Below are 25496 nucleotides of genomic sequence, written 5' to 3' on the forward strand. Positions count from 1 at the left end.
CACGTAGAATGCCCGCGATTTTGTGACGCGAGCCGAGGAAAACGTGAGTCAAACATCCTTACATCATGCCCGATTGGACTGGAATGAAGCGGGAACTCCTGTCTCCAGTGACTTCGGGGATGTGTACTTTTCCAATGATAACGGTCTAAGTGAAACCCGCTACGTCTTTTTGCAGCAAAACCGGCTACCTGCGCGATTTTCGCACCACGATAGTGACAGTTTCGTGATAGGTGAAACAGGTTTCGGCACAGGCCTTAACTTTCTGGCGACAATGCAAGCCTTCCTGGAACAGGCGCCTCAATCCGGCAATGGCTCCCGTCTGCACTTCATCAGTTTCGAGAAATACCCCCTGACCCAAGACGATCTGCGCAAGGCGCTGGCCGCCTGGCCTGAACTTGGCCACTTGAGTCAGGATCTTGTCGCCCAATGGCCGCTGCCGGTTTCCGGTTGCCACCGCCTGCATTTTGCGGGTGGCCGCATTCGCCTCGATCTCTGGTTTGGCGACATCAAGGATATGCTGCCGCAGGTGCCTCACCGGGCAGAAGGTCTGGTGGACGCCTGGTATCTGGATGGTTTCTCCCCGGCCAAGAACCCGGAGATGTGGACACAGGATCTGTTTGATGGTCTCGCTCGCCTCGCCCGTCCCGATTGCTCCATCGCCACCTTTACCTGTGCCGGTTTTGTCCGTCGCGGCCTGATTGCCGCCGGTTTTACCATGAAGAAGGTCAAGGGCCACGGTAGCAAGCGGGAGATGCTGGTGGGGGATCGCACCGACAAGCAGCCGCAGCAGACCATCGCCCCCTGGTATGCCCGTCCTGCCGGACGCGCTGGCGAGGTAGTGATCATCGGCGGCGGCATCGCCTCGGCCATGACGGCGCTCTCTCTGGTGGAGCGGGGTCGCAAGGTGACGTTGCTGTGTGCAGATGGCGAACCGGCCACCGGCGCCTCCGGCAACCGCCAGGGTGCCCTCTATCCCCTGCTCAACGGCGAGCACGATGCGCTGTCACGCTTCTATTCGCTCGCTTTTGGCTATGCCCGCCAACGGCTGCTGGCGTTGGCCAAACGCCATCCTATCGCTTTCGAATTATGTGGAGTGACCCAGCTCGGCTATGACGACAAATCGGCAGCCAAGCTGGCGAAAATGAGCCAGGGCCCCTTCCCGTCCGAACTGATGCATCCCCTCTCTACAGCAGAGGTAGAGCAGGTGGTTGGCCTGCCCTGCGGCCACAGCGGCGTCAGTTACCCGCTGGGAGGCTGGCTCTGTCCGGCCGATCTCACCCGAGCCGCCCTGAAAGAGGCGCAAGCCAGCGGCCTGCTTGAGGTGGTGTTCAACACCGAGGTGGTTGCCATTGCCGAGCAGACAGATGCTTGGCACATAGAGAGCCAGGACGGCCGCCACTGGCAGGCCCCCAATCTGGTGGTCGCCGCCGGTCACCAGTTGCCAGCACTGCTCCCCTTTGCCGAGCTGCCGCTCTATCCGGTGCGCGGTCAGGTGAGCCATGTGCCGACCACGGCCAGCTTGCGTCAGCTCAAGACCGTGCTCTGCTACGATGGCTACCTCACGCCGATGCACAACGATCAACACTGTATTGGTGCCAGCTATGGCCGTAACCAGAGCAGCCTTGAGTTTCGTGCCGAGGAGCAAATCCAGAATCAGGTGCGGTTGCAAGCCTGCCTGCCGGAGCAAACCTGGCCCGCCGAAGTGGATGTGAGCGGCAACGAGGCGCGCGTAGGGGTGCGTTGCGCCAGTCGGGATCACCTTCCGGTGGTGGGGCCAGTGGCCAGATTGCAAGGTCTGGCGGATCACTATGCGCAGCTGCAGCATGATCAGCACAACGCCCAGCCACTCCCCCTTCACCCCGGCCTCTATGTGCTGGGGGCGCTCGGCTCGCGGGGCCTCTGCTCGGCGCCGCTCTGTGGTGAGCTGCTCGCCAGCGAGATCTGCGGCGATCCCCTGCCGCTGGCCGCCGATCTGCTGGAAGCGCTCCACCCAGCCCGTTACTGGGTACGCAAGCTGCTCAAGGGCAAAGCGCTAGTCTGAACCGGACTCTGCAAACAATAAACCGGACTCTGCAAACAAATAGAATGGCCGCCCATCGGGCGGCCATTCTATTTATCAAATCGTGCGATGCTGGATATTGCGTCTTGAGATAGCGCTCACTTGGGCCAGTGCACCCCAAGCTGTTCGCCGTAACCTGTCTGACGCTGGAATCCGTCGAGCCGTCCCTTGATCTTGTTCAGCTCGCCACTGCCTGCTGCCCACGCGGCATAGCGCAGCACCTGACAATCTGCATGACCGGGTAATCCCGCAATCGCGCCACCCACCTGATTGGCCCCTTGCAGCACCATCTCCTTGAAGCGGGATTCGTAGTCAAACATGCTGGAGAGCAGCCGCCCCCAGCGCTGGCGGGCAGGATCGTTACTGTTCGCGCTCTGACGCCAGCGGGGCAGCAACACAGTGGCGTTGGTGGTCACCGTCACCCGGTTGAGCTGGCATCGCCCCGGCAACTGCTCGGTATCCAGCTGCCAGTCCACCTGATAACTCGCCTTGCCGAGTACGGGCTTGCCATTCACCTTGGGAGCACTCTGGGCAATCGCCCGGGCAAGCTGCTCCGGACTGGTTGCATTGACCTCATAAAAACGGACATTGATGCGGGACTCTGGCACCACTTGCGGCCGGCTCGGCTGAGCCTGACTCATCAGGGGCAACAGCAACAACCCGACCCCCACTACTCCATAAACCTTGCTGACCATGCCAGACTACCTTCCTTGATTGCACGGGCGGAGTACCAACCTTGGTGAACCCCACCGCCACACAGATGACGGGTATAGCCTATGTGTGACGACGAGGCGGCGCAATACAATGATGCGCCCAGAAATCAGAGCACGCTCACAGGTTGCGTGAGCAGAGTATGGCACAAGGGCAAAACTGTATTTTTATTGAGCATGACGGCTGATGCGCTGCCAGTCGAGGTGATAGTTTTTCACATTGATGTCATGACCATCTATCTGAATAAAATGATCATTTTTAAGGCGGTTGGCAAAAAAGTCCTGATCTGCCCCCTCATTGAGCCACAGCTCGCAAAGTCCCCGTTTTCCCTCTTTGGCATAGAATCTCGGAGTAACCAGCAGCGCGACTCCATCTACCCGGATGGCATGACGAGCCAGGCAGTTTGCTTCCGTGGTTTTGGATGCCAGCGCGGCAAAACGGGGTCTGTTCCCCTCGGCAACCACCAGAACGCCGTAAGAGTGAGGAGCCATGAGACGCCGCATGGCGACCGCCTGATGAGGACCGGTTTGATGAAAACCGTCATTGGTTACTGCAAACACGCAAGTAGGTGAAAATAGCATCGCAAGCAGGAAAATAGAGCGTTTAATGCCTGAAAAATCACCAGCCACCATATAAAAGCCTCAAAAGACAACCAAGGCTGGCAAGGGTAGGTAGCCAAACCCGCTGGGTAAAGTACCTTTACCTTTCTTTAATTCTGTTCATGGGGTTAAACGTTGATTTAGCTCACACAACATTCTGTTTCCAGTCGCCACTCTACCCCTATCGGAATAGACTCCCTCCACTCTCATCCAATCAGAAGGCAACATATGCTGGAACTCATCGTTGGCACCCTGGTCACCCTGGTGGTGGGCCGTGCCATTTTCAAAGGATACTCCGCGACCGGGGTGCTGCTGAGCGGCGGCTTGCTGCTGCTGGTCATCACCGCCATGATGGGCAAGCCGGTGCTGCCGAGCAAGGTGGTCAGCACCGGTTATATCGCAACCGATATCTTCGAATACGTCCGCTTCCTGCTCAATGACCGTGGCGGTGGACTGGGGATGCTGATCATGGTGCTGTGCGGCTTCGCCGGCTACATGAGCCATATCGGCGCCAACACCATTCTGGTCAAGTTGGCCAGCAAACCGCTCGGCATCATCAAGTCCCCCTATATCCTGCTGGTGGCTGCCTATCTGGTGGCCTGCGCCATGTCGCTGGCGGTGAGCTCCGCTACCGGCCTCGGCGTGCTGCTGATGGCCACCCTGTTCCCGCTGATGGTCAACATGGGGATCTCCCGTGGCGCGGCTGCGGCCGTGTGCGCCTCGCCAGCCGCCATCATTCTGGCACCGACCTCGGGTGACGTGGTGATGGCCGCTCAGGCCGCCAACATGCCGCTGCTGGACTTTGCCTTCAAGCTGACCCTGCCCATCTCGCTGGTAGCGATCGCCTGCATGGCGGTGACCCACTTCTTCTGGCAGCGCTACCTTGACCAAAAATCCGGTGAGCACAACGAGCCGGTCGCCCCGGGTGATCTGGTGACGACTGCGCCTGCCTTCTACGCCATCCTGCCCTTTACCCCCATCATCGGGGTGCTGGTATTTGACGGTAAATGGGGCCCGCAGCTGGATATCGTCACCATCATCGTCATGTGCATGGTGCTGGCCAGCCTGCTGGAGCTGGTGCGGATCCGCAATGGCAAGGAGCTGCTGGACGGTCTGCAGGTCTGCTGGCGCAACATGGCTGACGCCTTTGCCGGTGTGGTCATGCTGCTGGTCGGTGCCGGTGTCTTCGCCCAGGGTCTGATGACCATCGGCTTTATCGACACTCTGCTGGCTCACGCGCAGGATCTCGGCTCCGGCGGCCTGATCATGATGCTGTCACTGGTGGTGATCACCACCCTGGCCGCCTTCACCACCGGCTCGGGCAATGCCCCCTTCTACGCCTTCGTAGAGCTGATCCCCAACCTGGCCAGCAGCCTTGGCATCAACCCGGCCTATCTGGTGATCCCGATGCTGCAAGCCTCCAACCTGGGTCGCACCATTTCTCCGGTCTCCGGGGTGGTGGTCGCCTGTGCGGGAATGGGCAAGCTCTCGCCATTCGAAGTGGTCAAGCGCACCAGTATGCCGGTCGCCGTCGGCCTGCTGGTGGTGATCGTCGCCACCCAGATCATGGTACCCGCCTAATCGTTGACCAGCCCGGCACCCTGCCGGGCTGGTATCCTCCACCCCCTTTGCAGTAGACTCGGTGCTCATTTTCCCCCTAAGGAGGACCGAGATGAGTATTACGGTTCAACTTGCCCATTTCAGTGATTGCCACTCCCACTTCGATGGCGCGCCCATGAGCTTCTCCCCTGTCGGTGAAGGCCAGTGGCGCACCCAGTGCGGCGGTTATGCCCGGATCCTGACCCGACTGACCCAACTGCGTGCCAAAGCCGCAGCAGCTGGCCAGCGTTTTCTGTTTCTGCACGGTGGCGACTCCTTTCAGGGCTCGCTCTATTTCAACCGCTTCAAAGGGCGCGCCAACGCCGACCTGCTCGCCATGCTGGCCCCCGATGCCATGGTACTTGGCAACCACGAGTTCGATCTGGGCAACGGCCCGCTGGTGGAGTTCTTGCGCCAGCTCGATTTTCCGGTGCTGGCCGCCAATCTGGACAACAGTCAGGAGCCAGCCGACACGCCGCTTGGGTTGTGGGATATTCCCCACCTCTACGACGCCCATCAGCCCTGGCATCGTCGGGTGATCGACGGGGTTCCCTTTGCGCTGCTCGGCATCACCCTCGCCCAGATGGCTGCCATCGCCAACCCGGATCCCCACACCCGTTTCCACGCGGTCGCCGAGACCCTCACTAAAGTGCTGCGGGAGATCAAGCGCGAAGGGATCCACCATATCGTGCTGCTGAGCCACCTCGGGCTGGATCAGGACAAGCTGCTGGCCGAGCGCTTCCCCGAGCTCAGCCTCATCATCGGCGGCCATACCCACAGCCTGCTCGGCGATCTCGCGCCGCTGGGTCTGCCAAGCGAAGGTACCTACCCTCTGATGAACAACGGGGTGGCCATTTTGCACGCTGGCCACAGCGCCCTCTGCCTCGGTGTCTGCGAGCTCACCTTCGATGAGTCGGGCCGCGTTGTGCAGAGTCAGGGGCAGCTGGAGTGGCTCCCCTGGCAGCCCTGGCCGTTTGCCTCCACGCCACCTGTCGGGCTCACCTTCTGCGAGCCGGATCCACAACTGGAACAACATCTGGCCAAACGCTACCGGCCGGAGATTGAAACCATGAGCCAGCGCATCGTCACCCGGCTGGCGGCGCCACTACCCCATCAGCGGCTGCCGGATGCGACCCTGCCGCACGGCAGCCAACTCGCCCCGCTGGTGGCCCGCGCCATGCTGACCGCTGCCCGTGAACAGGTAGGCGAGGTGGACTTTGCCCTGCACAACGCCGGCGGCGTGCGCTGCTCGCTGGAGCCTGGCCCCCTGAGCGAAGCGGATATCGCCGGTCGCCTGCTGCCGTTTGCCATTCCCCTCACCCTCTATCGGGTGCACGGTCACGAGTTGGCGGAGGCGCTGGAGAATGCCATCGACAACGCCACCAACAACGGCGTGGTCGGCAATGGCAACGGCAGCTTCCCCTACACCGCGGGGGTGCGCTTCACCTATCAGGCCGATCGGCCCAAGGGCCAGCGCATCACCCGACTGGAGTGGGAAGCCGCTCCCGGCCAGTGGCAAGCGGTCAATGCCGAACAGGTCTATCGCGGAGTGTCGAGCGCCTATACCGCCTCCGGCAAGGAGGGTTACACCGCACTGGCGAGGACCCTGACCCAGCACAATCAGGAGCTCGGCATCACCCTGGCCGACGCCTTTATCCGCTGGGCCCGTCACCTGCCCACGCTGGAAGCGCAGCCGCCCCTGCTTGAGTACATCCATTGATGCAGAGGGGGAATGGCTTTGCCACATCCCCCTGACGGCCAATATTGCCGCAGCCAGCGCCCGGTTCCCTGCAAGAACCGGGCTTTTTCGAGAATATTTGCCCCACACAGGCCTGCCCCATTGCATCACACTCACTAGCTCGGCAAGATAGGCCCGCTTTCAAGACCAGCTGCAGGAACAGGCGACTTCATGAATCACTCCATCCGTTTCACTCCCCCTCGCGTCAACCCGGGTATCAAGCCAACCATTGTGCTGCTGACCGCCCTGCTGGCGCTGCTCTTCTGTCTGCGCAACCCGCTCTTCCACGCCATGGCGCCGGGCTTTGATGCTTCGCTGTTCGCGGTGATGGGCAAGATGTGGAGCGAAGGGGGTGTGCTCTATCGCGACATGATCGACATCAAGGGGCCGATGATCTTCGCCCTCGACGCGCTGGGCTATCGAATGGGTGGTTTTGTCGGGATCTGGGCGCTGGAGTGGGTGCTCTGCTGGCTCGGGCTGCTGGCCAGCTGGCAGGCCTTTGCCCAGCTCGGACTCTCGTTCAAGGCGCGCCTTGGCGCCATGCTGGCGGTGTTGGCTCTCTACGGCACCCGTTACTACTACGGCAACATGACTGAGGACTGGACCTTCCACCTCGCCCTCATCGCCCAGTGGGCCTTCATTACCCTGCTGCTGGACAAGGGATTTCGCTGGTGGCCGGCGCTGGTGGCGGCCCTCACCTTCGCCATCGTCGCCTGGATGCGCACCAACAACGGCGCCTTCTGGGGCGCCTGGTATCTGGTACTGTTCTGCCACTGGTGTCTGCATGAGAAGTGGCGTGATGCCATCTTGCTGCTCATCTCCAGCCTGCTGGGACTGGCGCTGATTGGCGGCCCGCTTTACGCGTACTTCCAGCAGCATGATCTGCTGGCGGCCTTCAAATACTACGCCTTCGACATCTTCTTCGAGGGGAGCTACGGCAATGGCTTCTCTCCCATGGTGGGCGCCGTCGGCCTGCTGCGTACCGGCCTTGTGATGCTGCTGCCCGCCTTCATCATTCTGATGCTGAGCCGCCGTCAGGAGTGGTATCTGCCAGCCCTGCTGGCGACCCTGTTTGGGGTGCTGTTTACCCTGATCGCCAACTCGGTCTCCGGCCATGTGTTCGATCACTACGACGTGCTCTATTTGCAACTGGCGGTGCTGCCACTGGCGGTATTGCTGGATCGCAGCGAACAGCAGGCAGATGCGATCGGCCTGCTCTGCATCTCGCTGGTGGTGCTCACCGCCAGCTGGCTGCTGGCCCAGCAGCTCGCCTTTGGCTGGAGCACCAAGGAGTGGTCCCTCGAGCGGGTCAACGAGGTGCTCGGCACCAGCCTGCTGTGGGCGCTGCCGGTGCTGATCCTCATCCCCCTCTGGCGCGCCTGGGATGTGCGCAGTGCCACCCCCTGGCTGGCGACGCTGGCCATGCTGCTGCTGATGATCAACAACGCCTGGGAGGGGACCCTCAAGGGTCGCCCCTTCAATCCGGCGGCGCAGGTACGGGTCGATCGCATCAAGGCCGAGACCAGCCCGAGCGACAAGATCTGGGTCGATGGCATCCAGCCGCAATATTATCTCTGGACCGATCGCCAGCCTGCGTCCGCCTACCTCTTCTTTGCCAACGTCAATCCGCCCTATGACGTTCGCGAGCGGGTGCTGGCCGATATCCAGCGCCAGAATCCGAAGTTCATCATCGCCAAGCCGGATCGGGTGAGCGAAGAGCTGAAAAAACCGAGCTCCCCTTCCCATCTCGCCTTCTATCAATACCTGACCAGCAACTATGAAGAGGTAGATCCGGGTCTCTATCGCCGACGCTGATCGTCAATACACCCCGCAGGGCGGCCATTGTTGCAATGGCCGCCCTTTTTATTGCGCCAGAGCCCCTTGCAGCGGCGGCCCGCAGTAGGCAAGCCCGCCCGAGATAACTACAATGACGCTCTTTTTGATGTAACGAGTGACACCATGGCGGAACTGACTTATCTGGGCGGCTATCCCGACCCTCTCAAGGCACAGGTACAGCAGCTGATTGCGGCAGGCAAGCTGGGGGAGATGCTGGCCAAACGCTATCCGGAGAGCCACCAGATCCAGAGTGACAAGGCGCTGCTCGCCTACACCATGGAGCTGAAGAACCGCTACCTCAAGAGCTCGGCGCCCCTGTCAAAGGTGGTGTTCGATGGCAAGATCAACGTGATCAAGGATGCCCTCGGCCTGCACACCTACGTTAGCCGGGTGCAGGGCAGCAAGCTCAAGGCCAAGAACGAGATCCGCATCGCCGCCCTGTTCAAGGAGGCGCCGCCCCCGTTCCTGAAAATGATCGTGGTGCACGAGCTGGCCCATATCAAAGAGAAGGATCACAACAAGAGCTTCTATCAGCTCTGCCAGCACATGGAGCCCGACTATCATCAACTGGAGTTTGATCTCAGGCTCTGGCTCACCTGGCGTGATATCGACAAGGCCAACCGCTAGGCTGACAACCGTTTCAGGGAGGAAACATGTCATTTGCCGCAACCCCCTTTGGTGCCACCCGCTTTATTGCCACTTTGGTAATGACCAGCTTAGGCCGCGCTGCCCGTCCCCGCAGCTCGTCACACGGGCTGCTGGCGCTGCTGCTTCTGCTCGCGGGCCACAGCGCCCGGGCCGATGAGCGCTGGCAGAGCGATAGCTATCTGGTCGAGAGCTTTATGGCTATCGCCATGGAGCGGGAGTATGGCGAAGCCAGGCAGACCCGTTTTGCCCGCTGGCAGCAGCCGATCCGGCTGCAACTTATCAACGAGTCGGGTGACAAGCCGCTGCAGGCCGACGTGGTGAAGGTACAGGCGGCCCATCTGGCCCGCATCACCGGCCACTCCATCAGCATGGTGGCCGCAAAGCCCAACCTCACCCTGATCATGACCGACTACAGCAAGATGAAGAGCTGGGCCAACCGTACTATGGGGGGCGATCCATCGGTCAAGATGGCGCTCAAGGAGGGGCTCTGCCTTGCCAACTTCGCAACCAATGCGAAACACGAGATCAGCCGTGCCACCATCATCATTCCGGTAGACTACAGCAGGGCCAAGGGACGCTTTCTCGACTGCGTGGTGGAGGAGTTCACCCAGGTGATGGGGCTGCCCAACGACTCGGACAAGGTGTTTCCCTCCATCTTCAATGACAACAGCATCGACAGCTTTTTGACCGGGCTGGACTATGTGCTGCTCAAGATGGCCTATCACCCGGCCCTAAAAGCCGGAATGAGCAGTGGCGAGATCCGTGCCGCACTGCCCATTGCGCTGGCCGATCTGCGCGCCAAAGGGGAGATCCGCGAAGCCAATCGCCGGGTGCAACAGCAGAGCCTGAAAAGCTGGGCGGGGTTGTAACGGGGCAGGCTCAACCCAAAGCTAGAAAAACCACCGCGAGCCTCTCATCACCCACAAAAAACGCAGCCACCTGGCTGCGTTTTTTTGTTGTCCGGGGCTCTGCGAATCGTTAGCGGGCATGCCCGTTTTTCAGCTACCCATTTATCCACCGCCCAGAATTATCCACTGACCATGGGGGATCAGGAAGCGACGTTCTCTTCCGGCATCCAGCTCTCGGCGTTCTCCCACACCTCCTGCACCATGGCTTCGGCCAGCTCTTTGTCTTCCTTGCTGGCACGGCTGACGGTCAGAGCCATGGCACTGCCTGGCGCGACCCGCACATGGATGTCGGGGAATTTTTCGCCAAGCTGCTTGAGCAGCTCCTGACGCAGCGCCTCCATGGTCGAGGTCGGGATCTGATGTTTTCTGTCGATGATGATTTCAAGACGCATAGGAAACTTCTCCATGATTTATAACTGTATTTTTATCCAGTACTCATGAGAAGTAAAGTGCCAACTTGCAGCAATCAGAAAAGATCCAGCTGCTGGCCGCAGATCCGGTCGAACGACTCGCCGATAAAGGGCAGGATGGCGTCGGCAATGGGCCGCAACTGCTTGTCGATATAGTGTTCGTAATCGATGGCACTGCGCCTGTATTCCAGCGGCTCGGGGCCATTGAGGGTCATCAGATAGGCGATGGCGCCCCGATGCTGATAGCGCTGGGGCAGCCCGCGGCGCAGGTTCTCCTCATCGGCCAGCCGCGCCGCCCGCACATGGGGCGGCACATTCTTCTGATACTCTTCGAGCTTCTGGCGCAGCCGTTTGCGGTAGATGAGCAGATCGTCGTGACGACCGGCGCGGGTCTCATCGACCATGGTGCGCACATAACCGCTGGGATCTTCATCGTGAAACACCAGCTCATAGAGGCGGGTCTGGAATTGCTTGGCCAGCATGGTCCAGTCGGTGCGCACCGATTCGAGCCCCTTGAATACCAGCTGTTCACTCCCCTCACTGGCCTTGCCAACCAGCCCCGCATAGCGCTTCTTGCTCCCCTTCTCCAAGCCGCGGATGGTGGGCATCAGAAAGCGGCGATAGTGGGTCTCGTACTGGATCTCGAGATAACTCGGCAGATCGAACTCGCGCCTGATCAGTGCAGCCCAGTTATCGTTGATCATTTGAGCCAGTCGCTGGCCGATCTCATCCGCCTCATCGGGGCTGGTCTCGCGCCCCAGATGGACAAAGGTGGAGTCGGTATCGCCATAGATCACCTCGAACCCCTTCTCTTCAATCCACTCGCGGGTCTGCTGCATGATGCTGTGGCCACGCAGGGTGATAGATGAGGCTAGGCGCGGATCATAGAAACGGCAGCCCCCCGACCCCAGCACGCCGTAGAAGGAGTTCATGATGATCTTGATGGCCTGGGAGAGTGCCTTGTTGCTGGCCGCCTTGGCTCTGTCCCTCGCCGCCCAGAGGGTGGCGATGAGATCCGGCAAGAAATGCCGCTCGCGGGAGAACATGGCGCCGCGAAAGCCCGGAATGGCGTGCTCGGGATGCTGCAGCCCTTCGATAAGTCCCATGGGGTCGATGCAGAAGGTGCGGATGATGCTGGGATAGAGGCTCTTGAAATCGAGCACCAGCACGTGGCGATAGAGACCGGGTTTGGAGTCCATCACATAGCCGCCTGGGCTCGCCAGCCCACCGTCGGCCGGCAGATTGGGGGCCACGTAGCCGCCACGATGGAGCCGCGGCAGATAGAGGTTGGTAAAGGCCGCCACCGAGCCCCCTACCCGGTCCAGCTCAAGGCCGGTGAGGGAGGCGCGCTCGATGGCAAAGGGGATAAGGTGGCAGTAGTCGAAGATCTCCCACACCAGCTTGCAATCCTCCAGGTTATAGCGAGCGAGCGCCTCCTTGTCGGAGTGGAACAGCTCGGTGATCTTCTCCCCCCGATTGGCCACGTCCTCGATATCCTTGCCACGGCCGAGCAGTTCGCTCGCCACCGCATCCAGGCTGTAGCTGGCAAACTGCCAGGTGGCGCTTTTCAGGGTGTCGATACCATCGAGCACCATGCGTCCGGGAATGATGACGTTGCCGGTTTGGGGATCGCCCCGTGACGAGCGCCAGAAGCAGAGCTCGCGACCCCGCCCGAGCCGCAGCCGCCGCTTGTTAAGCTCGGCGCGGCGTAGCAGCAGGCGAAAGTCAAAGTTGACCACGTTCCAGCCGATGACCAGATCGGGGTCATGCAGGCTGAACCAGCTCTCCAGCGCACTCAGCAGGGCGCTCTCGTCCGCCACCCACTGGACCTGGGTGCCCCAGCTCTCGGCATCCGCTTCCGGGGTGCCAATCATGATGACCCGCGCATCCTGCTCGCTGTAAAGACCGACCGAGAAGAGGGCCCCGTCCATGGCGCACTCCACATCCAGTGACACCCAGGAGAGGGTTGGCGTCACCGCCTGCGGCGCGCAGCGCGCCTCGTTCACCTCCCAGTAGCCCTGCTTGCCCCCCTTTTTTACCGCCCGGCCATCAAAGCGCACGCCAGCGGTGATGAAACGCTCCATCAGAAACCGCTCCGGCAGCCGGATATCCGCCTCGAAGTGCTCAAGTCCGCGAATAAGCAACAGCTCGATGGCGCGGTGAAAGGCGCTCAGGGTGGCGAAATAGCAGCCCACCACAGGGCGACCGTCGAAGGTGTGCATTGGCAGGCGGCGAAACCGCCCGCTCACCCCGGCCCCTTTGAACAGCTCGGCGGCTTCTGCCATATGGCTCTGCGGCAGGAAGAACACCGGCTCCTGCCCCGGCACCACCACCCGTACCGGCCCCTGCGCGCTCCAGAGCCACATCACGATTTCGGTGGTGGCGGCGTGCCCGTTGCGGCCGCGCACGTCCCGACCGTGGCGGGTCAGGATAAAACCGTCGAGGGGCGGAATGGCGGATACGGTGGGCTGGGTTGCAGTCATGAAGCGTAAAGGGGCTGTCCGAGAATGGGACTATTGTACGTTCATACAGTGCCTGCTCGCAATCATCACGCTGGCTGCGAGGCGGGAGTCAAACTGGTAAGCTCGATCCGGTCGTTATTCCCGCCCATCCCGTTCTGACCACTCTTCGCCGACAAAAGGAGTCTTTGTGGCAATCTATTCCCTGCTGGATCAGCTGGCTATCCCCTACCAGCGCTTTGACCATCCCCCCGTGTTTACCTGTGAGGAGGCGAGCAAGTTGCTGCCCGACCTGCCCGCCGCCAAGACCAAGAACCTCTTTTTGCGCGATCCGAAAAGCGAGCGGCTGTTTCTGGTGGTGAGTCCGGAGGAGCACCGGGTCGACCTCAAGGCGCTGGCTGCCATGCTCGGCGTCAAGCGGCTGAGCTTTGGCTCCCCCGAGCGACTCAATGCGGTGCTCGGCCTTACCCCGGGCTCGGTAACCCTGCTCGCCATGGTGCGCGACAGGGAAAAAGCGGTAGAGCTGGTGGTAGACGAGGCCATCTGGCAGGCCGAACAGGTGCAGTGCCATCCGCTGGTCAACACCGCGACTCTGATCATCCGCCTCGACGACGTGCGCCGTCTGCTGGCCAACCTCGGTCGTGAGGCCACCGTCATGCGCTTGCCTGCTGCAACCTGCAATTAGCACGACGTCAGGCGGTTGGATTCACCCTGCCGCCAACACAACCACCTTTCACGCAGCGAAATTGACTGACAAGACAATAAAATGGCTCCTTGTGCGCTGATAAATCGAGTCAGCAATTGCCATCGTGCAAGAAGTCGGAGGTGAGCACATTCGGCCATTTAACCCATTGATAATAGGTTGGATTCATGTTGTGATCGGCCACTGCCAGCAGGCGATACCCCATCGCCTGTTCGTTCACAGGTGACTTCCCAGAGAGCCCCTTGATGCCAAGTCTGTTTTCCTCGGCCCAGTTGTTGAGTCTGGTGCTGTTCGTCACGCTGTCACATGTGGGGGTCGCCACCATTTTCGCCGCCATGTGGCACACCCATCGCCAGATCAGGGCATTGATCTACTGGTCAGCTGGGGAACTGGTTATCGCGGGGGCTTTTTGCTGCCTGCTGCTGCGCCCCCTTGAGGGAAATGCATCTCTTGCCAATATTCTCTGCACCAATCTGCTGTTGATGTCGACCACCCTGCTCTATGAACGGGGGATGCGCCACTTCTTTCGCCGTGAAGCCGACCAACTGGGTTGGCTGCTGCCCGCCGTTACCCTCGGCGGTTTCGTCCTGTTTGCCCTGACCGCCCTGCAGCAACCCCTCTTTGATGTGCATAGCCGGATCATCGTGCTCTCCGGCGTGCTCTCGCTGCAGATTGCGCTGCTTATCTGGCAGCTCTGGCGCTACCAGCGGCTGGCCCCTGTCTATCGGGTGCTGCGCTTTGCCATTCTGCTGCTCGGCCTGCAACTGCTGTTGCAACTACTGCGGATCGCCAAACACCTCTGGCAGCCGGAGCAGGCGGCCAACTCCTTCACCGATCCGCTGCTCGGACCTGTGATCCTGCTCAGCCTGCTCTTTACCATCGCCCGCAGTTATCTGCTGCTGAGCCTAGTCCACACTCGCCAGCAGCAAGCCTTGCTGGCCACCCAGCGCACGCTGGAGCGGCGCGCCAATCAGGATGAGCTGACCGGCCTGTTCAGCCGCCACTATTTCGAACGCCAGGTTGCCCTGCGTGCCCGCGAGATGGCTAGCCCTAGCCAGCTGCTGCTGATCGATCTGGACAACTTCAAACAGATCAATGACCGCCACGGCCACCCCGCCGGTGATGCCATGCTGCGGGCCGTGGGTCGGGTGATCGCCAATACCCTGCCTGCTGAGGGCATGGCCGGTCGGCTTGGCGGCGATGAACTGGCTCTGCTGCTGATGGCGGACCCGCAGACCCTGCCCGACTACTGCCACAGCCTGCAACAGCAGATCGCCGAGGCGACCCGGGAGCTGGCCGGTGGCCCAATCAGCCTCAGTATCGGCCTCACCTCGCTGCACCCTGACGAGGGATTTGAAGCGGCCTACCTGCGCGCGGATCAGGCTCTTTACGCCGCCAAACAGGCTGGAAGGCAACGGGCCTGCGTACAGGAGCTGCACCACAACGAGCCGCAACCGCTGCCGCCCTGCGCGCTCCTGTCATGAACGCAGTGCACGCTCTGCAGTGCCGACCGGCCAGGCTGGCAGATGCTCCGGCTTACCGGCGCTATGTCACCGAATGCGCCGAGGATGGACAGCCGCTCTATCAGGTGGCGCAATTTGACCCGGACGGCTGGCTACAGAGCCTGCTGGATCACGCCAAAGGGCGCAACTTGCCCAGTGGATACCTGCCGACCACCACCTATTTTGCCCTCGATGGCGAGGAGATCATCGCCACCCTGCGTCTTCGTCACGGTGACAATGAGGCAACCCGCCAGTGGCTGGGTCATATCGGTTACGAAACCCACCCCTCTCGCCGTGGCGAAGGGGCCGCGACCATGCTGCTGCGCTGGGTGCAACAACAGGTGCTGGCAGCGCCTGTGCTGATCAGCTGTGACCAAGACAATCTGGCCTCCCGCAAGGTGATTACAGCCGCCGGTGGTGTGTTGCTGGGGCGGCGCTTCCATCCGGGGGATCGCAACTGGCTGGAGATGTATCAGCTAGCCCCCTGCCCCAGCCGACCATAGCCGCAGCAGCAATAAAAAGAGCGCCCCGAAGGCGCTCTTTTTGCGAACGTGGCAAGACCGTTAGTAGCTGTCTTCCTGCTCCGCCTTCATCCGGGCCTGACGGGCATAGGCCTCCTCCTCGGCGCTCTCAATCTCCTGCAGCACCGAATCGAGATCGATGGCGGCGCGGCTCTCTTCAAAGTGGCCGGTCAGCTCGCTCTCGGGGGTGAGCTTGCCATCTTCAAACAGCGCCCACATCTCCTGGGCATAACGGGTCTTGAGCAGTTCGGGGGCATACATGCCGTAGTAGTTGCGCATGTTGTTGACGTCCCGCTCCAGCATCGCCTTGGCCTGGTTGTTGGCGGCGGCATCCACCACCTGGGGCAGGTCGATGATGACGGGGCCCTGTTCATCCACCAGCACATTGAACTCGGAGAGATCGCCGTGGATAAGACCGGCGCAGAGCATCCGCACCACGTAACGGATCACCTTGGCATGGTCGATGACCGCCTGCTCGGGGGTAAGCGCCACATCGTTGAGGCGCGGCGCGACATTGCCATCCTCATCGGTGATAAGTTCCATCAAGAGGACACCATCGAGGCAGACATAGGGCTGTGGCACCCGCACACCGGCCGCCGCCAGCTTGAACAGGGCGTCGACCTCGGTGTTCTGCCACACCTCTTCATGCTGTTTGCGGCCGTACTTGGAGCCCTTCTCCATGGCGCGAGCGCTGCGGCTGTTACGCACCTTGCGCCCCTCCTGATAGACCACGGCCTGCTTGAAGCTGCGCTTGGACGCCTCTTTATAGACTTTGGCGCAGCGGATCTCGTCGCCGCAGCGCACCACATAGACATCGGCCTCTTTGCCGCTCATCAACCGGCTGACGACCTCATCGACCAGGCCGTCATCAACCAGAGGTTGGATTCGATTTGGAATTTTCATGGCCGCCCTTTTACCCTATTTCCGCTCTCGAAGATAGCTCCGCGCACGCTCACCTGCCTCTCCCTTTCATAAGACACCCTGTTATCCCCTGTTTGCGCTGTTTTTGTCCACCCGTTCGCCTTAAAAACCACCTGCAGCAAACCAAATACGAAAGGCGTCTGTACCAACAAAAATGGCCCGCCAGCGGGCCAATTTTCAAGGTTCGGGCGGCAAGCCCTGACGAATGCGCTGGATCCCCGCTTCATAGAGGCCGTCATCCCCCTCCTGATGCTCCAGGGTTTCGAAGATCTTGAGAAACCACATGTACTGCTCGGGATGGCGCGCCACCTGCATCTCTACCACACGGTTCATGGCATTGACATCTGCCAGCAGATCGGCGGTGGGATAAGGGTCAAACGGCGGCTCAATCTCCAGCAGATAGCTACCCTCATCCTCGTCATAGCTGGCGAAGATGGGCACCGCTCTGGCACCGGTCAGCTTCACCAGCTTGGGCAAGGCTGGCAGGGTTGCCTTGGGGCGGCCAAAGAAGGGAACAAACACACTCGCCTCGCGGCCGTGATCCTGATCTGGCAGGTAGAAGAAACTGGCGCCGGCGCGGATCGACTTGATCGCCGGTTTGATGCCGGCGCTGCGCTCATAGACCTTGCCCCCTTTGGCCCGCTCGCGGTTGATGTACCAGTCGAACACCTGATCTTTCGGGCTCTTCATCATGGTGCACATCTCGATGCCCATCATGGAGAAGTAGCGGCCAATCATGTCGACTGCCCAGGTGTGAGGCACCACCAGGATCACCGGACGGCCTTCTGCCTGCTCCGCTTGCACATGCTCCCAGCCGGTGACCTTGATGCGGCGGATCAGGCGCGCCTTGCTGCGCCAACTGAGCTCGCCAAAGCCCATAAAGGTCTTGAGCCCGACCCGGATCGATTTGAGCAGCAGCGCCTGCCGTGCTGCGGCATCCAGCTCGGGAAAGCAGATCTTGAGGTTGGTATCGGCGATATAGGCCTGCTTTTTCGAAAAACGCAGCAGGGTTGGAGAGACCAGATCGGCAAAGCGATCCCTCAGTCTCGCGGGGGTAAATGCCAGCAGGGAAAGCAGGCCCAGCGCGCACCAGCTGCCCCACCATTTGGGATGCAGCAGGCGGCTATGAAATGAGGTATCAAATACCGGATCTAACGCAGACATGGCGGCCATCAAGTCATCAAAAACAAACGGTTATTGTAGTTATCCTGACATTTTTTTCTACCCTGGGAAGGCTGGCCATCGACCTGCAAGGCACTGATCAGACTAGTTATCATAAAAAATGGCCCACATGGGGCCATTTCAATCAATCCAAATTCTGGGTCAGCCGTGGGGCGACAATCCCTTGCGGATCCGCTGGATCCCCGCCTCGTAAAGGCCATCCAGCCCCTCCTGATCTTCACGGGTATCGAAGATCTTGAGGAACCACATGTATTGACCCGGATGGCGCATCAGCTGCTGTTGCACCATGTCATTCATCCGACAGGTATCGGCCATCACATCCTCGGTGGGATAGTTGTCGAACGGTGCCTCAATCTCCAGCCGGTAGCAGTGGTTCGCTTCGTCATAGCAGGCGAGCAGCGGCACCGCCTTGGCGCCACTGACCTGTACGAGACGGGGCAAGGCAGGCAGGGTCGCTTTGGGATAGCCAAAGAAGGGGGCGAAGATGCTCTTCTCGCGGCCATGATCCTGATCCGGCAGATAGAAGAAGCTGCGACCGCTCTTGATGGTCCTGATCACCGCCTTGATCCCGGCGCTGCGCTCGTAAACACGGCAACCGTTCTTGGCTCGTGCACGGTTGAGGTGCCAGTCAAACACCGGATTGCGCGCCCGTTTCATCATGGTGCACATCGGCACCCCGCGCTGGGTGAAGCAGTAACCGGCGGCATCCACCGGCCAGGTATGGGGCACCACCAGGATCACCGGACGGCCGGCCGCCCGCTCCGCCTCGATATGCTCCCAACCGATCACCTGCATCCGGCTCATCAGATAACGCTGACTGCGCATGGTGAACTCGCCAAATCCCAACAGACTCTTGAGGCCGACCCGGATCGAGGTCAGTGCAATGGCATCCCGCTCTTCCGGGCTCTTGTCCGGGAAGCAGATCTCCAGATTGGTTCTGGCGATATAGATCTGTTTTTTCGAGATACGAAACACCAGCGGTGCCAAGGCTTCGGCCAAACGGTCACGCAATCGCACCGGCACAAAGGCGAGCAGCATCAGCACGCCGAGCGCCAGCCAGCTGAACCAGTAGCGGGGATGCAGAAAACGGGCTTCAAAAGAGGAGTCAAATACGGGATCTTGGGACGACATGTATTGGGGTCGAGCGAAAAAGTGGTGCTGCATTGTAGTCGTCCTGACAGGTAATACCAGTTAAATCCATGGCAAATAGCCCGCCACGGGCGCCACATCAAAAAACCATAAAAAAATGCCCCGCACTGCGGGGCATTTTGCTCGTTACACAACCAGGGTGGAGGCTCTTTGTCCATCCATCGTATGACTGGTCGTTTATCCCGTCGCTCTCGGAGCGCACTGCTTATCCATTTCCCGATGTCACATCATCAAGGTTTATCGGTGAGCCCCTTGGCGAGCCATGCCGTTGTTCATTTCTGTATCACGCTGCGGCAGAAAAAACATCAGGTAACGCAGTGCCACATACCCGACGATGACGGTAGCCACCCCCAGCTCGAAGTGAGCCAGCATACTGATCTGCTCGACGTAGTGACTCCCTTGCGCAAACCCTTCAACCAGATGAGCCACTTTGAACAGAGCGGTGGCACCGATCACCAGCGGGAAGGTGAAGGCGGCATAACCCGGCGAGAAGGGCAGACGCAGCAGTTTGATGAAGGCCAGATAGATGATACCGGTCATCAGGATGGCGATCCCCAACAGCACGGCCACCAGCAGCAGTGACGGCTCCTGACTGACAGTCAGGTAACCGGCCAGAGAGAGGCTGGCAGGGGCAGCCAGAATGGCAATGGTCGGTTTGGCGGCATCCGGCACTTCATGGCTGAAGATCAGGCGATAGAGCATCAGCGGCAGCATCAGGCCGTAGCAGATGATCCCGAACCAGAGCAGGCCATTAGCCAGCGGGGCAAACTGACCGCCCGGGAAGGCGACGTCAGCCACTATGATGCCCACTGGTGGCACGAACCAGCTCGGCACCATGTGGTGGATTTCAAACTCTTTGGCGCGATGCCAGATAAAGGTGGCCAGGAACAGCAGGTGAACCGCCACGGCAAACAGCCAGAGTGCCTCGCCCGCTTGCGGCGCAATCATACCGAGCGCTTTGGAGACCACCATGGTGCCCATGGCATAGGTCGGTACCACACTGCCCACCACAGGGTGAGCGAGATCCTGCAACAGCAGGCGGGGGTGAAGCAGAAACTTGAAGGTCAGGATCACCAGCAGCACGGCCGCAATGGCAGCGCCCAGCAGTTGCATCCGGCCATCAAAGTGACCTGCATTTTCCCAACACCAACCAAGGCTGGCGATGCCCAGCGCCAGACCCGCCATGGGGGTTGGGGCGGCAGCCAGTGATTTACGGGTTCTTGCGATCATGATGACACCTTTCTATTGATGACTATGGCGATAGGATAATGGTCCCTTATCGTTTACGATATCTAAATGAATTAAATCAATCATTCAGGAAAACCAAACACGATGAAACTGACCCTGCAGCAGCTGAAAGTGTTCGCCACCATTGCCCGCTATGGAAACCTTGGCCTTGCCGCCAACGAGCTCTGCCTGAGCAAGGGGGCCGTCTCCCAGTCGCTGCAGGAGCTGGAGCGCCAGCTCTCCACCCCGTTGTTTGACCGCATTCACCCCAGATTGCAGCTCAATAACGAAGGGCGCCTGCTGCAACCGGCCGCCGAAGAGCTGCTGACCCGGATGCAGGATATCGAGAACCTGTTCAGTCCCGATGCCGAACCGAGCGGCCAGCTGCGCCTTGGTGCCAGCCAGACCATCGGCAACTACCTGCTCCCTACCCTGCTCGCCAGCAGCAAACAGGAGCTGGGGCTCCCCCCCAAGGTGACCATCAACAACACTCACCTGCTCTGCCATGCGCTGGCCAACTTCGAGCTGGATATGGCACTGATCGAGGGGGAGAACCACCACCCCGACCTGCTCGCCGAACCCTGGCTGCAGGACGAGATGCTGGTGGTGGCCCCACCCGGTCACCCGCTTGCCAACAAGAAGGAGCTCTCCCTCTCCCGTCTGGGGGGCGAGACCTGGGTATTGCGTGAAGCACAATCGGGCAGCCGCGAGCAATTTATCCAGCAGATCCAGCCCGAGCTGCCCCGCTGGCAACCAGGGCTTGAACTCAACACCCTGGAGGCGGTGATGCTGGCGGTGGAGAAGGGACTTGGCATCTCCTTTATCTCCCGGCTGGCAGCCTCGGATCGCCTGGCAGATGGGCGGCTGATCGCCCTGCCCCTCTCCCGCCGCTTCCCGCGCCAGCTCTCCCTTATCTGGCACAAGCAGAAGTACCACTCCACCTCCCTGCGCCACTTTATCCACTTCTGCCGGGCTCAGGTGAAGGATGCCGAGGTGAGCCGCGCAGAGTAACGCCCGCTCGGAGCGCCGCTGGCAGGCCCGCTCGCCAATAACGGAAAAAGCAGAGAGGGAGCCACTGCACCCTCTCTTTGATTCGCTTCTGAGTATCACTTCGCCAGACTGCGCAACCAGCTGATCTCCTCGCCCCAAATAGACTCGTCTATGGTCTCGAGGATCAGCGGAATGCGATCGAAGCGATCGTCATTCATGATGTGGTGGAATACTGCCTCCCCCAGATTGCCCTCCCGCAAGCTGTGGTGGCGATCGACCCGGCTACCGAAAGTGCACTTGGCGCCGTTGATATGCATCCCCTTGAGATAATGAAAACCCACCGTGCGGTCGAACTCGGCAAAGACAGTGGCACAGCTCTCGGTGGTGCGCAGATCATAACCTGCGGCAAAGGCGTGGCAGGTATCGAAACAGATCCCGACCCGGCTCTTGTCCTCCACCCCCTCGATGATGGTGGCGAGGTGCTCGAACGACCAGCCGAGGTTGGTCCCCTGCCCGGCGGTATTCTCGATCACCGCCGTCACCCCTTCACTGCGCTCCAGCGCCCAGTTGATGGACTCGCTCACCAGCTTGAGGCTGGCAGCCTCTGGGATCTGCTTGAGATGGCTACCGGGGTGGAAGTTCAGATAGCAAAGCCCCAGCTGCTCGCAGCGCTTCATCTCGTCGAGAAACGCATCGCGGGATTTGGCCAGACCATCGGGATCCGGGTGGCCCAGATTGATGAGATAGCTGTCGTGGGGCAGGATCTGCTCCGGCAGAAAACCGGCCTTGTCACAGGCCGCCTTGAAGGCGCGGATGGTGGCATCCGACAAGGGGGCGGCCTGCCACTGACGTTGATTCTTGGTAAAGAGGGCAAACGCGTTGGCCCCGATGGCCTGGGCGCGGGCGATGGTATTCTCCACCCCGCCGGCCGCACTGACGTGGGCTCCGATATATTTCATACAATCTCCTCGATACGGCAAGCCGCCATTATGCCGATCCAGCCCGGCCACGCCAAACCGGGATATCCGATAGCGGGTATCGACAAATAGTGCCGCCTATACAAGGCGCTGCGTTTCATGGCGTAATCGGCCTTCGCTGTGGCAACCTCTCCCCAGAAGGGATAGTTAGAGCCCGCCCGCGCCAGCATGGCGCCCATAAAAAAACGCAGCGTATCGCCTGAGCAATAACGCTGCGTCTTTGGGTCTCTCGGCCGTCCCCCTTGCCGTGACCCGAATGGCCAGCGACAAGGGAGCAAGAATGCGCGGGGAGAGTCGCCTTAGAAGGGCATCTTGAAGCCTGGCGGCAGTTGCATGCCACCGGTCAGCTCGCCCATCTTGGCCTTGTTCTGCTCTTCCACACGGCGCACGGCATCGTTGCAAGCGGCGGCAACCAGATCTTCCAGCAGCTCCTTGTCATCTTCCATCAGGGAGGGGTCGATCTCGATGCGACGGACGCTGTGGCTACCGGTCATGGTGACCTTGACCATACCAGCACCGGCTTCACCGGTCACTTCCATCTGAGCCAGCTGCTCCTGCGCCTTCTGCATACGCTCTTGCATCTGTTGGGCCTGTTTCATCAGGTTCCCCATTCCACCTTTACCAAACATATGTCGTCTCTCGTCTTGAAATCCGGCATCCAGCGCCGGGCTGTGGGCTTGTCTGTCCTAGATGGGGACAGCCAAACTGCTTTTCAACCGGAAGCAAGCTCCCGGCCACGGAATTTAGCGGTTGAGTGGCTCGATGCTCTCGTGATGAAGCACGGCACCAAACCGCTGAACTAAAAACTGTACGTTGGGATCCTGCTCCAGATCCCGGGTCACCTGCTCGCGCACCCCGAGATAAAGGCGATGCTCGATCTCGAGCGGGGTCTCCTGGTCAGACACCACGCCGAGCGTCACCTCGACCTGCACCGGTTGCCCCAGCGCTGGTCCAATGATCTCGGCCAGATCGGCGCGCGCCTTGTCACTCACCAGATGGCGCTGCTCGGGCTTGAGGGTTAGCAGGACTTTATCCCCTTCCCGCGTCATCACCGAGTTGATGGCCAACTGACGCAGCCGCCCTCCCACCTGAGTGTGAGAGATCAACTCGGCCCAAGCGTCGCCGCAACCATTGAGCAGCGAGGAGGGGATAAGGCGAGTCGCCTCTCCCTCTTGCGGCTCGCTGTCGCTCTCGAGCTCATCCCAATCGATGGTCTCCATCACCGGCTGAGCGGGCTCGCTCTGCGTCACCGGTGCAGCAGCCACCGCCGTGGTGGCAACGGGTGGCTGGGTCGCAGGGGCGGGCGTCACCGCTGGCGCCGCAGCGCTGCGTTCACCGGGTCGATAGCTCGGCTGCCCGTCGAGATCCCAGGGTGGCAGATCGGTTGGCTGGGCCGGTGCCGTGACAGGGGCGTGGCTCATCACCTGAGTCTGCCCGGCAAAGCCCTGATTGAGGTACTCTTCGTAATCGCCGTTATCAACCTGCGGCTCGTAACCGTCGCCATAGAGATCCACCGGTGGCAGATCATCATAGTGTCCCATCGTCGCCATTCCCTGCCCGGCCGGTTGGCCGACCGGAGCTGGCTGTTGGGTGACGGCCGGAGCAGCAGCGGGCGCGACAGGACGAGCTGGCGCAACCGGTACTGCGCGCGGCGCGGGCGCCGCCGGGGCTTCCTGACCACGCTGGCGGCTGCGCAGCATGTTTCGCTTGCCAAGCAGGCTCTGCATGCTCGATACCGCTGAAACAGCTTCAGGTGCGCTAACCGGCGTGGTTGTCGGTTCGCGCGCGGGATCGAAGGGGGCGGTCAGCGGCTCGCTACGGGAATGGTCCGCGTAGGCTGCGGCAGAAGCTTGTTCATCAGCATCTGCGGGCTGTGCAGCTGAGTGCGCAGACACATCGGGCTGCGCATGGGTCAACGCGGGCTCTGGTTGATACCCCATGCCTGCGGCTTCACGCAGCAGCTCATCCTGCTGGCTGAACAGCTCGGCGGTTTGCGCCTCCTCCTCGCTGTCGGCGGGGTTGCCGATATCATCCGTCATCGCAGGCAGGGAGACATCAACCGCGGGCACGGCACTGGTGGCAACAGGGCTGGCTAGCGGTGCAGGCACGGCGCCGCTGATCGGTGCCACTGCGGCCGATTCAGCGGCCGGGCGCTTTCCCGGCAAGGAGGCTACCGGAGTGGCACTGCTTGCCGCACTGCTCGTCATTGACGGGGGCAACGCAGTGAGGCTGGCCGGATGCAGGGCATCACGCCTTGGGGAGAAGGCGAGCATCCGCAGGCAGGTCATCTCCAGCGCGGTGCGGCCATCGGGGGCCCAGGGCAGATCTTTACGGCCACCCAGCACGATCTGGTAGCAGAGCTGCACCTCTTCCGGGCTCATCGCCTTGGCCAGTTGCAGCAGGGAATCGGCATCCGCCCCCTGCTCCTGCACACTGGCAGGCAGCAGCTGCGCCATGGCGATGCGATGGAGCAAGCCTTCCAGCTCGGCGTGGAGCTGATCAAAATCGGGGCCCAGGGTGGCGATCTCAGTGATCTTGGCCATGGTCGCGGGGGCATCTTGCCGCAAAATGGCTTCCAGCAGCTGGTGCAGATGGCGGTGATCGAGCGTGCCCAGCATCGCCAGCACGCTGTCGAGGCGCACGCTGCCGTTACCGTGGGCCAGCGCCTGATCGGTCAGGCTCAGGGCATCGCGCATACTGCCGTCGGCGGCTTTGGCCAGTGCCAGCAGGGCGCGCGGCTCGAAGGGCTGCCCCTCCTGATCCAGCACCCATTCGAGCTGCTTGGCGATCTGGGTCTGATCCAGACTCTTCAGATGAAACTGCAGGCAGCGCGAGAGAATGGTAATGGGCAACTTCTGCGGATCCGTGGTGGCCAGCAGAAACTTCACATAGGGGGGCGGCTCTTCCAGGGTTTTCAGCAGCGCGTTGAAGCTGTGGCGCGACAACATGTGCACTTCATCGATAAGGTAGACCTTGAAGCGGCCACGGGCCGGGCGGTACTGCACGTTGTCGAGCAGCTCGCGGGTATCTTCCACCTTGGTGCGGGATGCCGCGTCAATCTCTAGCAGGTCGACAAAGTTGCCCTGATCGATCTCGCGGCAGGTATCGCAGACACCGCATGGGTGGCTGCTGATTCCCTGCTCGCAGTTGAGGCTCTTGGCCAGAATACGGGCGATGGTGGTCTTGCCGACCCCACGGGTACCGCTCAGCAGATAGGCGTGATGCAGCCGTCCCTGATCCAGGGCGTTGGTCAAGGCGGTCAGCACATGTTGCTGGCCTACCACTTGTTCAAACGTATGGGGGCGCCATTTACGCGCCAGAACCTGATAGCTCATAAATCCATCATGCAGGGAAGAC

The 25496-nt window shown here is 60.8% G+C and carries 21 protein-coding genes; 10 read left to right on the forward strand and 11 right to left on the reverse strand.

Annotated elements, in window-relative coordinates:
• The first annotated feature begins 22 nt into the window (after window positions 1-22).
• A complete protein-coding gene (gene mnmC, locus OKC43_RS04460; RefSeq protein WP_236272407.1) occupies window positions 23-2041 on the forward strand; it encodes a bifunctional tRNA (5-methylaminomethyl-2-thiouridine)(34)-methyltransferase MnmD/FAD-dependent 5-carboxymethylaminomethyl-2-thiouridine(34) oxidoreductase MnmC in 2019 nt (672 codons plus the stop codon).
• Window positions 2042-2157: 116 nt separating this feature from the next.
• Here the strand turns inward: mnmC and OKC43_RS04465 are convergent, their stop codons facing one another.
• Window positions 2158-2754 carry a DUF922 domain-containing protein gene (locus OKC43_RS04465; protein ID WP_107683073.1) on the reverse strand — a complete coding sequence of 199 codons (597 nt, stop codon included), beginning with the start codon at window positions 2752-2754 and terminating at the stop codon, window positions 2158-2160.
• Window positions 2755-2937: 183 nt separating this feature from the next.
• On the reverse strand, window positions 2938-3402 hold the full coding sequence (locus OKC43_RS04470) for a hypothetical protein (protein WP_236272406.1): 465 nt from the start codon (window positions 3400-3402) through the stop codon (window positions 2938-2940).
• Window positions 3403-3597: 195 nt separating this feature from the next.
• Here OKC43_RS04470 and dcuC point away from each other — a divergent pair, with 195 nt between their 5' ends.
• The 5 genes from dcuC (at window position 3598) to OKC43_RS04495 (ending at window position 10059) form a co-directional block, all read left to right on the forward strand.
• On the forward strand, window positions 3598-4950 hold the full coding sequence (gene dcuC, locus OKC43_RS04475; RefSeq protein ID WP_005336914.1) for an anaerobic C4-dicarboxylate transporter DcuC: 1353 nt from the start codon (window positions 3598-3600) through the stop codon (window positions 4948-4950).
• A gap of 91 nt (window positions 4951-5041) precedes the next feature.
• Complete coding sequence (locus tag OKC43_RS04480) at window positions 5042-6688, forward strand: bifunctional metallophosphatase/5'-nucleotidase (protein ID WP_236272405.1); 1647 nt, start codon at window positions 5042-5044, stop codon at window positions 6686-6688.
• A gap of 189 nt (window positions 6689-6877) precedes the next feature.
• Window positions 6878-8521 (forward strand): hypothetical protein, encoded by a 1644-nt coding sequence (locus tag OKC43_RS04485; protein WP_236272404.1) that lies wholly within the window; start codon window positions 6878-6880, stop codon window positions 8519-8521.
• Window positions 8522-8665: 144 nt separating this feature from the next.
• Window positions 8666-9169 (forward strand): M48 family metallopeptidase, encoded by a 504-nt coding sequence (locus OKC43_RS04490; RefSeq protein ID WP_005333421.1) that lies wholly within the window; start codon window positions 8666-8668, stop codon window positions 9167-9169.
• 26 nt (window positions 9170-9195) lie between these two features.
• Window positions 9196-10059 (forward strand): DUF2927 domain-containing protein, encoded by an 864-nt coding sequence (locus OKC43_RS04495; protein ID WP_236272403.1) that lies wholly within the window; start codon window positions 9196-9198, stop codon window positions 10057-10059.
• A 179-nt stretch (window positions 10060-10238) separates the two neighbouring features.
• On the opposite strand, the gene OKC43_RS04500 is transcribed toward OKC43_RS04495, so the two are convergent.
• Window positions 10239-10490 carry a DinI family protein gene (locus OKC43_RS04500; RefSeq protein WP_005333426.1) on the reverse strand — a complete coding sequence of 84 codons (252 nt, stop codon included), beginning with the start codon at window positions 10488-10490 and terminating at the stop codon, window positions 10239-10241.
• 74 nt (window positions 10491-10564) lie between these two features.
• Entirely contained in the window at window positions 10565-12991 is a 2427-nt protein-coding gene (locus OKC43_RS04505) for a DNA polymerase II (protein WP_236272402.1), read from the reverse strand.
• A gap of 166 nt (window positions 12992-13157) precedes the next feature.
• Here OKC43_RS04505 and OKC43_RS04510 point away from each other — a divergent pair, with 166 nt between their 5' ends.
• From OKC43_RS04510 to OKC43_RS04520, 3 genes are all read left to right on the forward strand, one after another.
• Window positions 13158-13652, forward strand: a complete 495-nt coding sequence (locus OKC43_RS04510) for a prolyl-tRNA synthetase associated domain-containing protein (RefSeq protein ID WP_236272401.1) — start codon at window positions 13158-13160, stop codon at window positions 13650-13652.
• 263 nt (window positions 13653-13915) lie between these two features.
• Window positions 13916-15154, forward strand: a complete 1239-nt coding sequence (locus OKC43_RS04515) for a GGDEF domain-containing protein (protein ID WP_236272400.1) — start codon at window positions 13916-13918, stop codon at window positions 15152-15154.
• The gene (locus OKC43_RS04520; protein WP_236272399.1) at window positions 15151-15675 is read left to right on the forward strand and encodes a GNAT family N-acetyltransferase; all 525 of its coding nucleotides are present in this window, start codon (window positions 15151-15153) and stop codon (window positions 15673-15675) included. The genes OKC43_RS04515 and OKC43_RS04520 overlap by 4 nt, the downstream gene beginning before the upstream one ends.
• Window positions 15676-15735: 60 nt before the next feature.
• On the opposite strand, the gene OKC43_RS04525 is transcribed toward OKC43_RS04520, so the two are convergent.
• The 4 genes from OKC43_RS04525 to OKC43_RS04540 all read right to left on the reverse strand — a co-directional run bounded on the left by OKC43_RS04525 (window position 15736) and on the right by OKC43_RS04540 (window position 20175).
• Window positions 15736-16596, reverse strand: a complete 861-nt coding sequence (locus OKC43_RS04525) for a PA4780 family RIO1-like protein kinase (protein ID WP_107684862.1) — start codon at window positions 16594-16596, stop codon at window positions 15736-15738.
• 195 nt (window positions 16597-16791) lie between these two features.
• Entirely contained in the window at window positions 16792-17787 is a 996-nt protein-coding gene (locus OKC43_RS04530; protein ID WP_236272398.1) for an LpxL/LpxP family acyltransferase, read from the reverse strand.
• 150 nt (window positions 17788-17937) lie between these two features.
• On the reverse strand, window positions 17938-18927 hold the full coding sequence (gene lpxM, locus OKC43_RS04535; RefSeq protein WP_069528870.1) for a lauroyl-Kdo(2)-lipid IV(A) myristoyltransferase: 990 nt from the start codon (window positions 18925-18927) through the stop codon (window positions 17938-17940).
• Between the two features lie 255 nt (window positions 18928-19182).
• On the reverse strand, window positions 19183-20175 hold the full coding sequence (locus OKC43_RS04540; protein ID WP_040068072.1) for a TDT family transporter: 993 nt from the start codon (window positions 20173-20175) through the stop codon (window positions 19183-19185).
• Between the two features lie 102 nt (window positions 20176-20277).
• On the opposite strand from OKC43_RS04540, the gene OKC43_RS04545 reads away from it, so the two are divergent.
• On the forward strand, window positions 20278-21183 hold the full coding sequence (locus tag OKC43_RS04545; RefSeq protein ID WP_040068074.1) for a LysR substrate-binding domain-containing protein: 906 nt from the start codon (window positions 20278-20280) through the stop codon (window positions 21181-21183).
• A 95-nt stretch (window positions 21184-21278) separates the two neighbouring features.
• Here OKC43_RS04545 and nfo read toward each other — a convergent pair whose 3' ends face one another.
• From nfo to dnaX, 3 genes are all read right to left on the reverse strand, one after another.
• Window positions 21279-22121: a deoxyribonuclease IV gene (nfo, locus tag OKC43_RS04550; protein WP_236272397.1), complete on the reverse strand. Its 843-nt coding sequence runs from the start codon at window positions 22119-22121 to the stop codon at window positions 21279-21281.
• A gap of 317 nt (window positions 22122-22438) precedes the next feature.
• Window positions 22439-22768 carry a YbaB/EbfC family nucleoid-associated protein gene (locus OKC43_RS04555; protein WP_005333445.1) on the reverse strand — a complete coding sequence of 110 codons (330 nt, stop codon included), beginning with the start codon at window positions 22766-22768 and terminating at the stop codon, window positions 22439-22441.
• Between the two features lie 114 nt (window positions 22769-22882).
• Window positions 22883-25474, reverse strand: a complete 2592-nt coding sequence (gene dnaX, locus OKC43_RS04560) for a DNA polymerase III subunit gamma/tau (protein ID WP_236272396.1) — start codon at window positions 25472-25474, stop codon at window positions 22883-22885.
• Window positions 25475-25496: the final 22 nt, after the last annotated feature.

The sequence above is a fragment of the Aeromonas sp. Y289-2 genome (genome assembly GCF_027705925.1).
Lineage (GTDB): Bacteria > Pseudomonadota > Gammaproteobacteria > Enterobacterales > Aeromonadaceae > Aeromonas > Aeromonas veronii.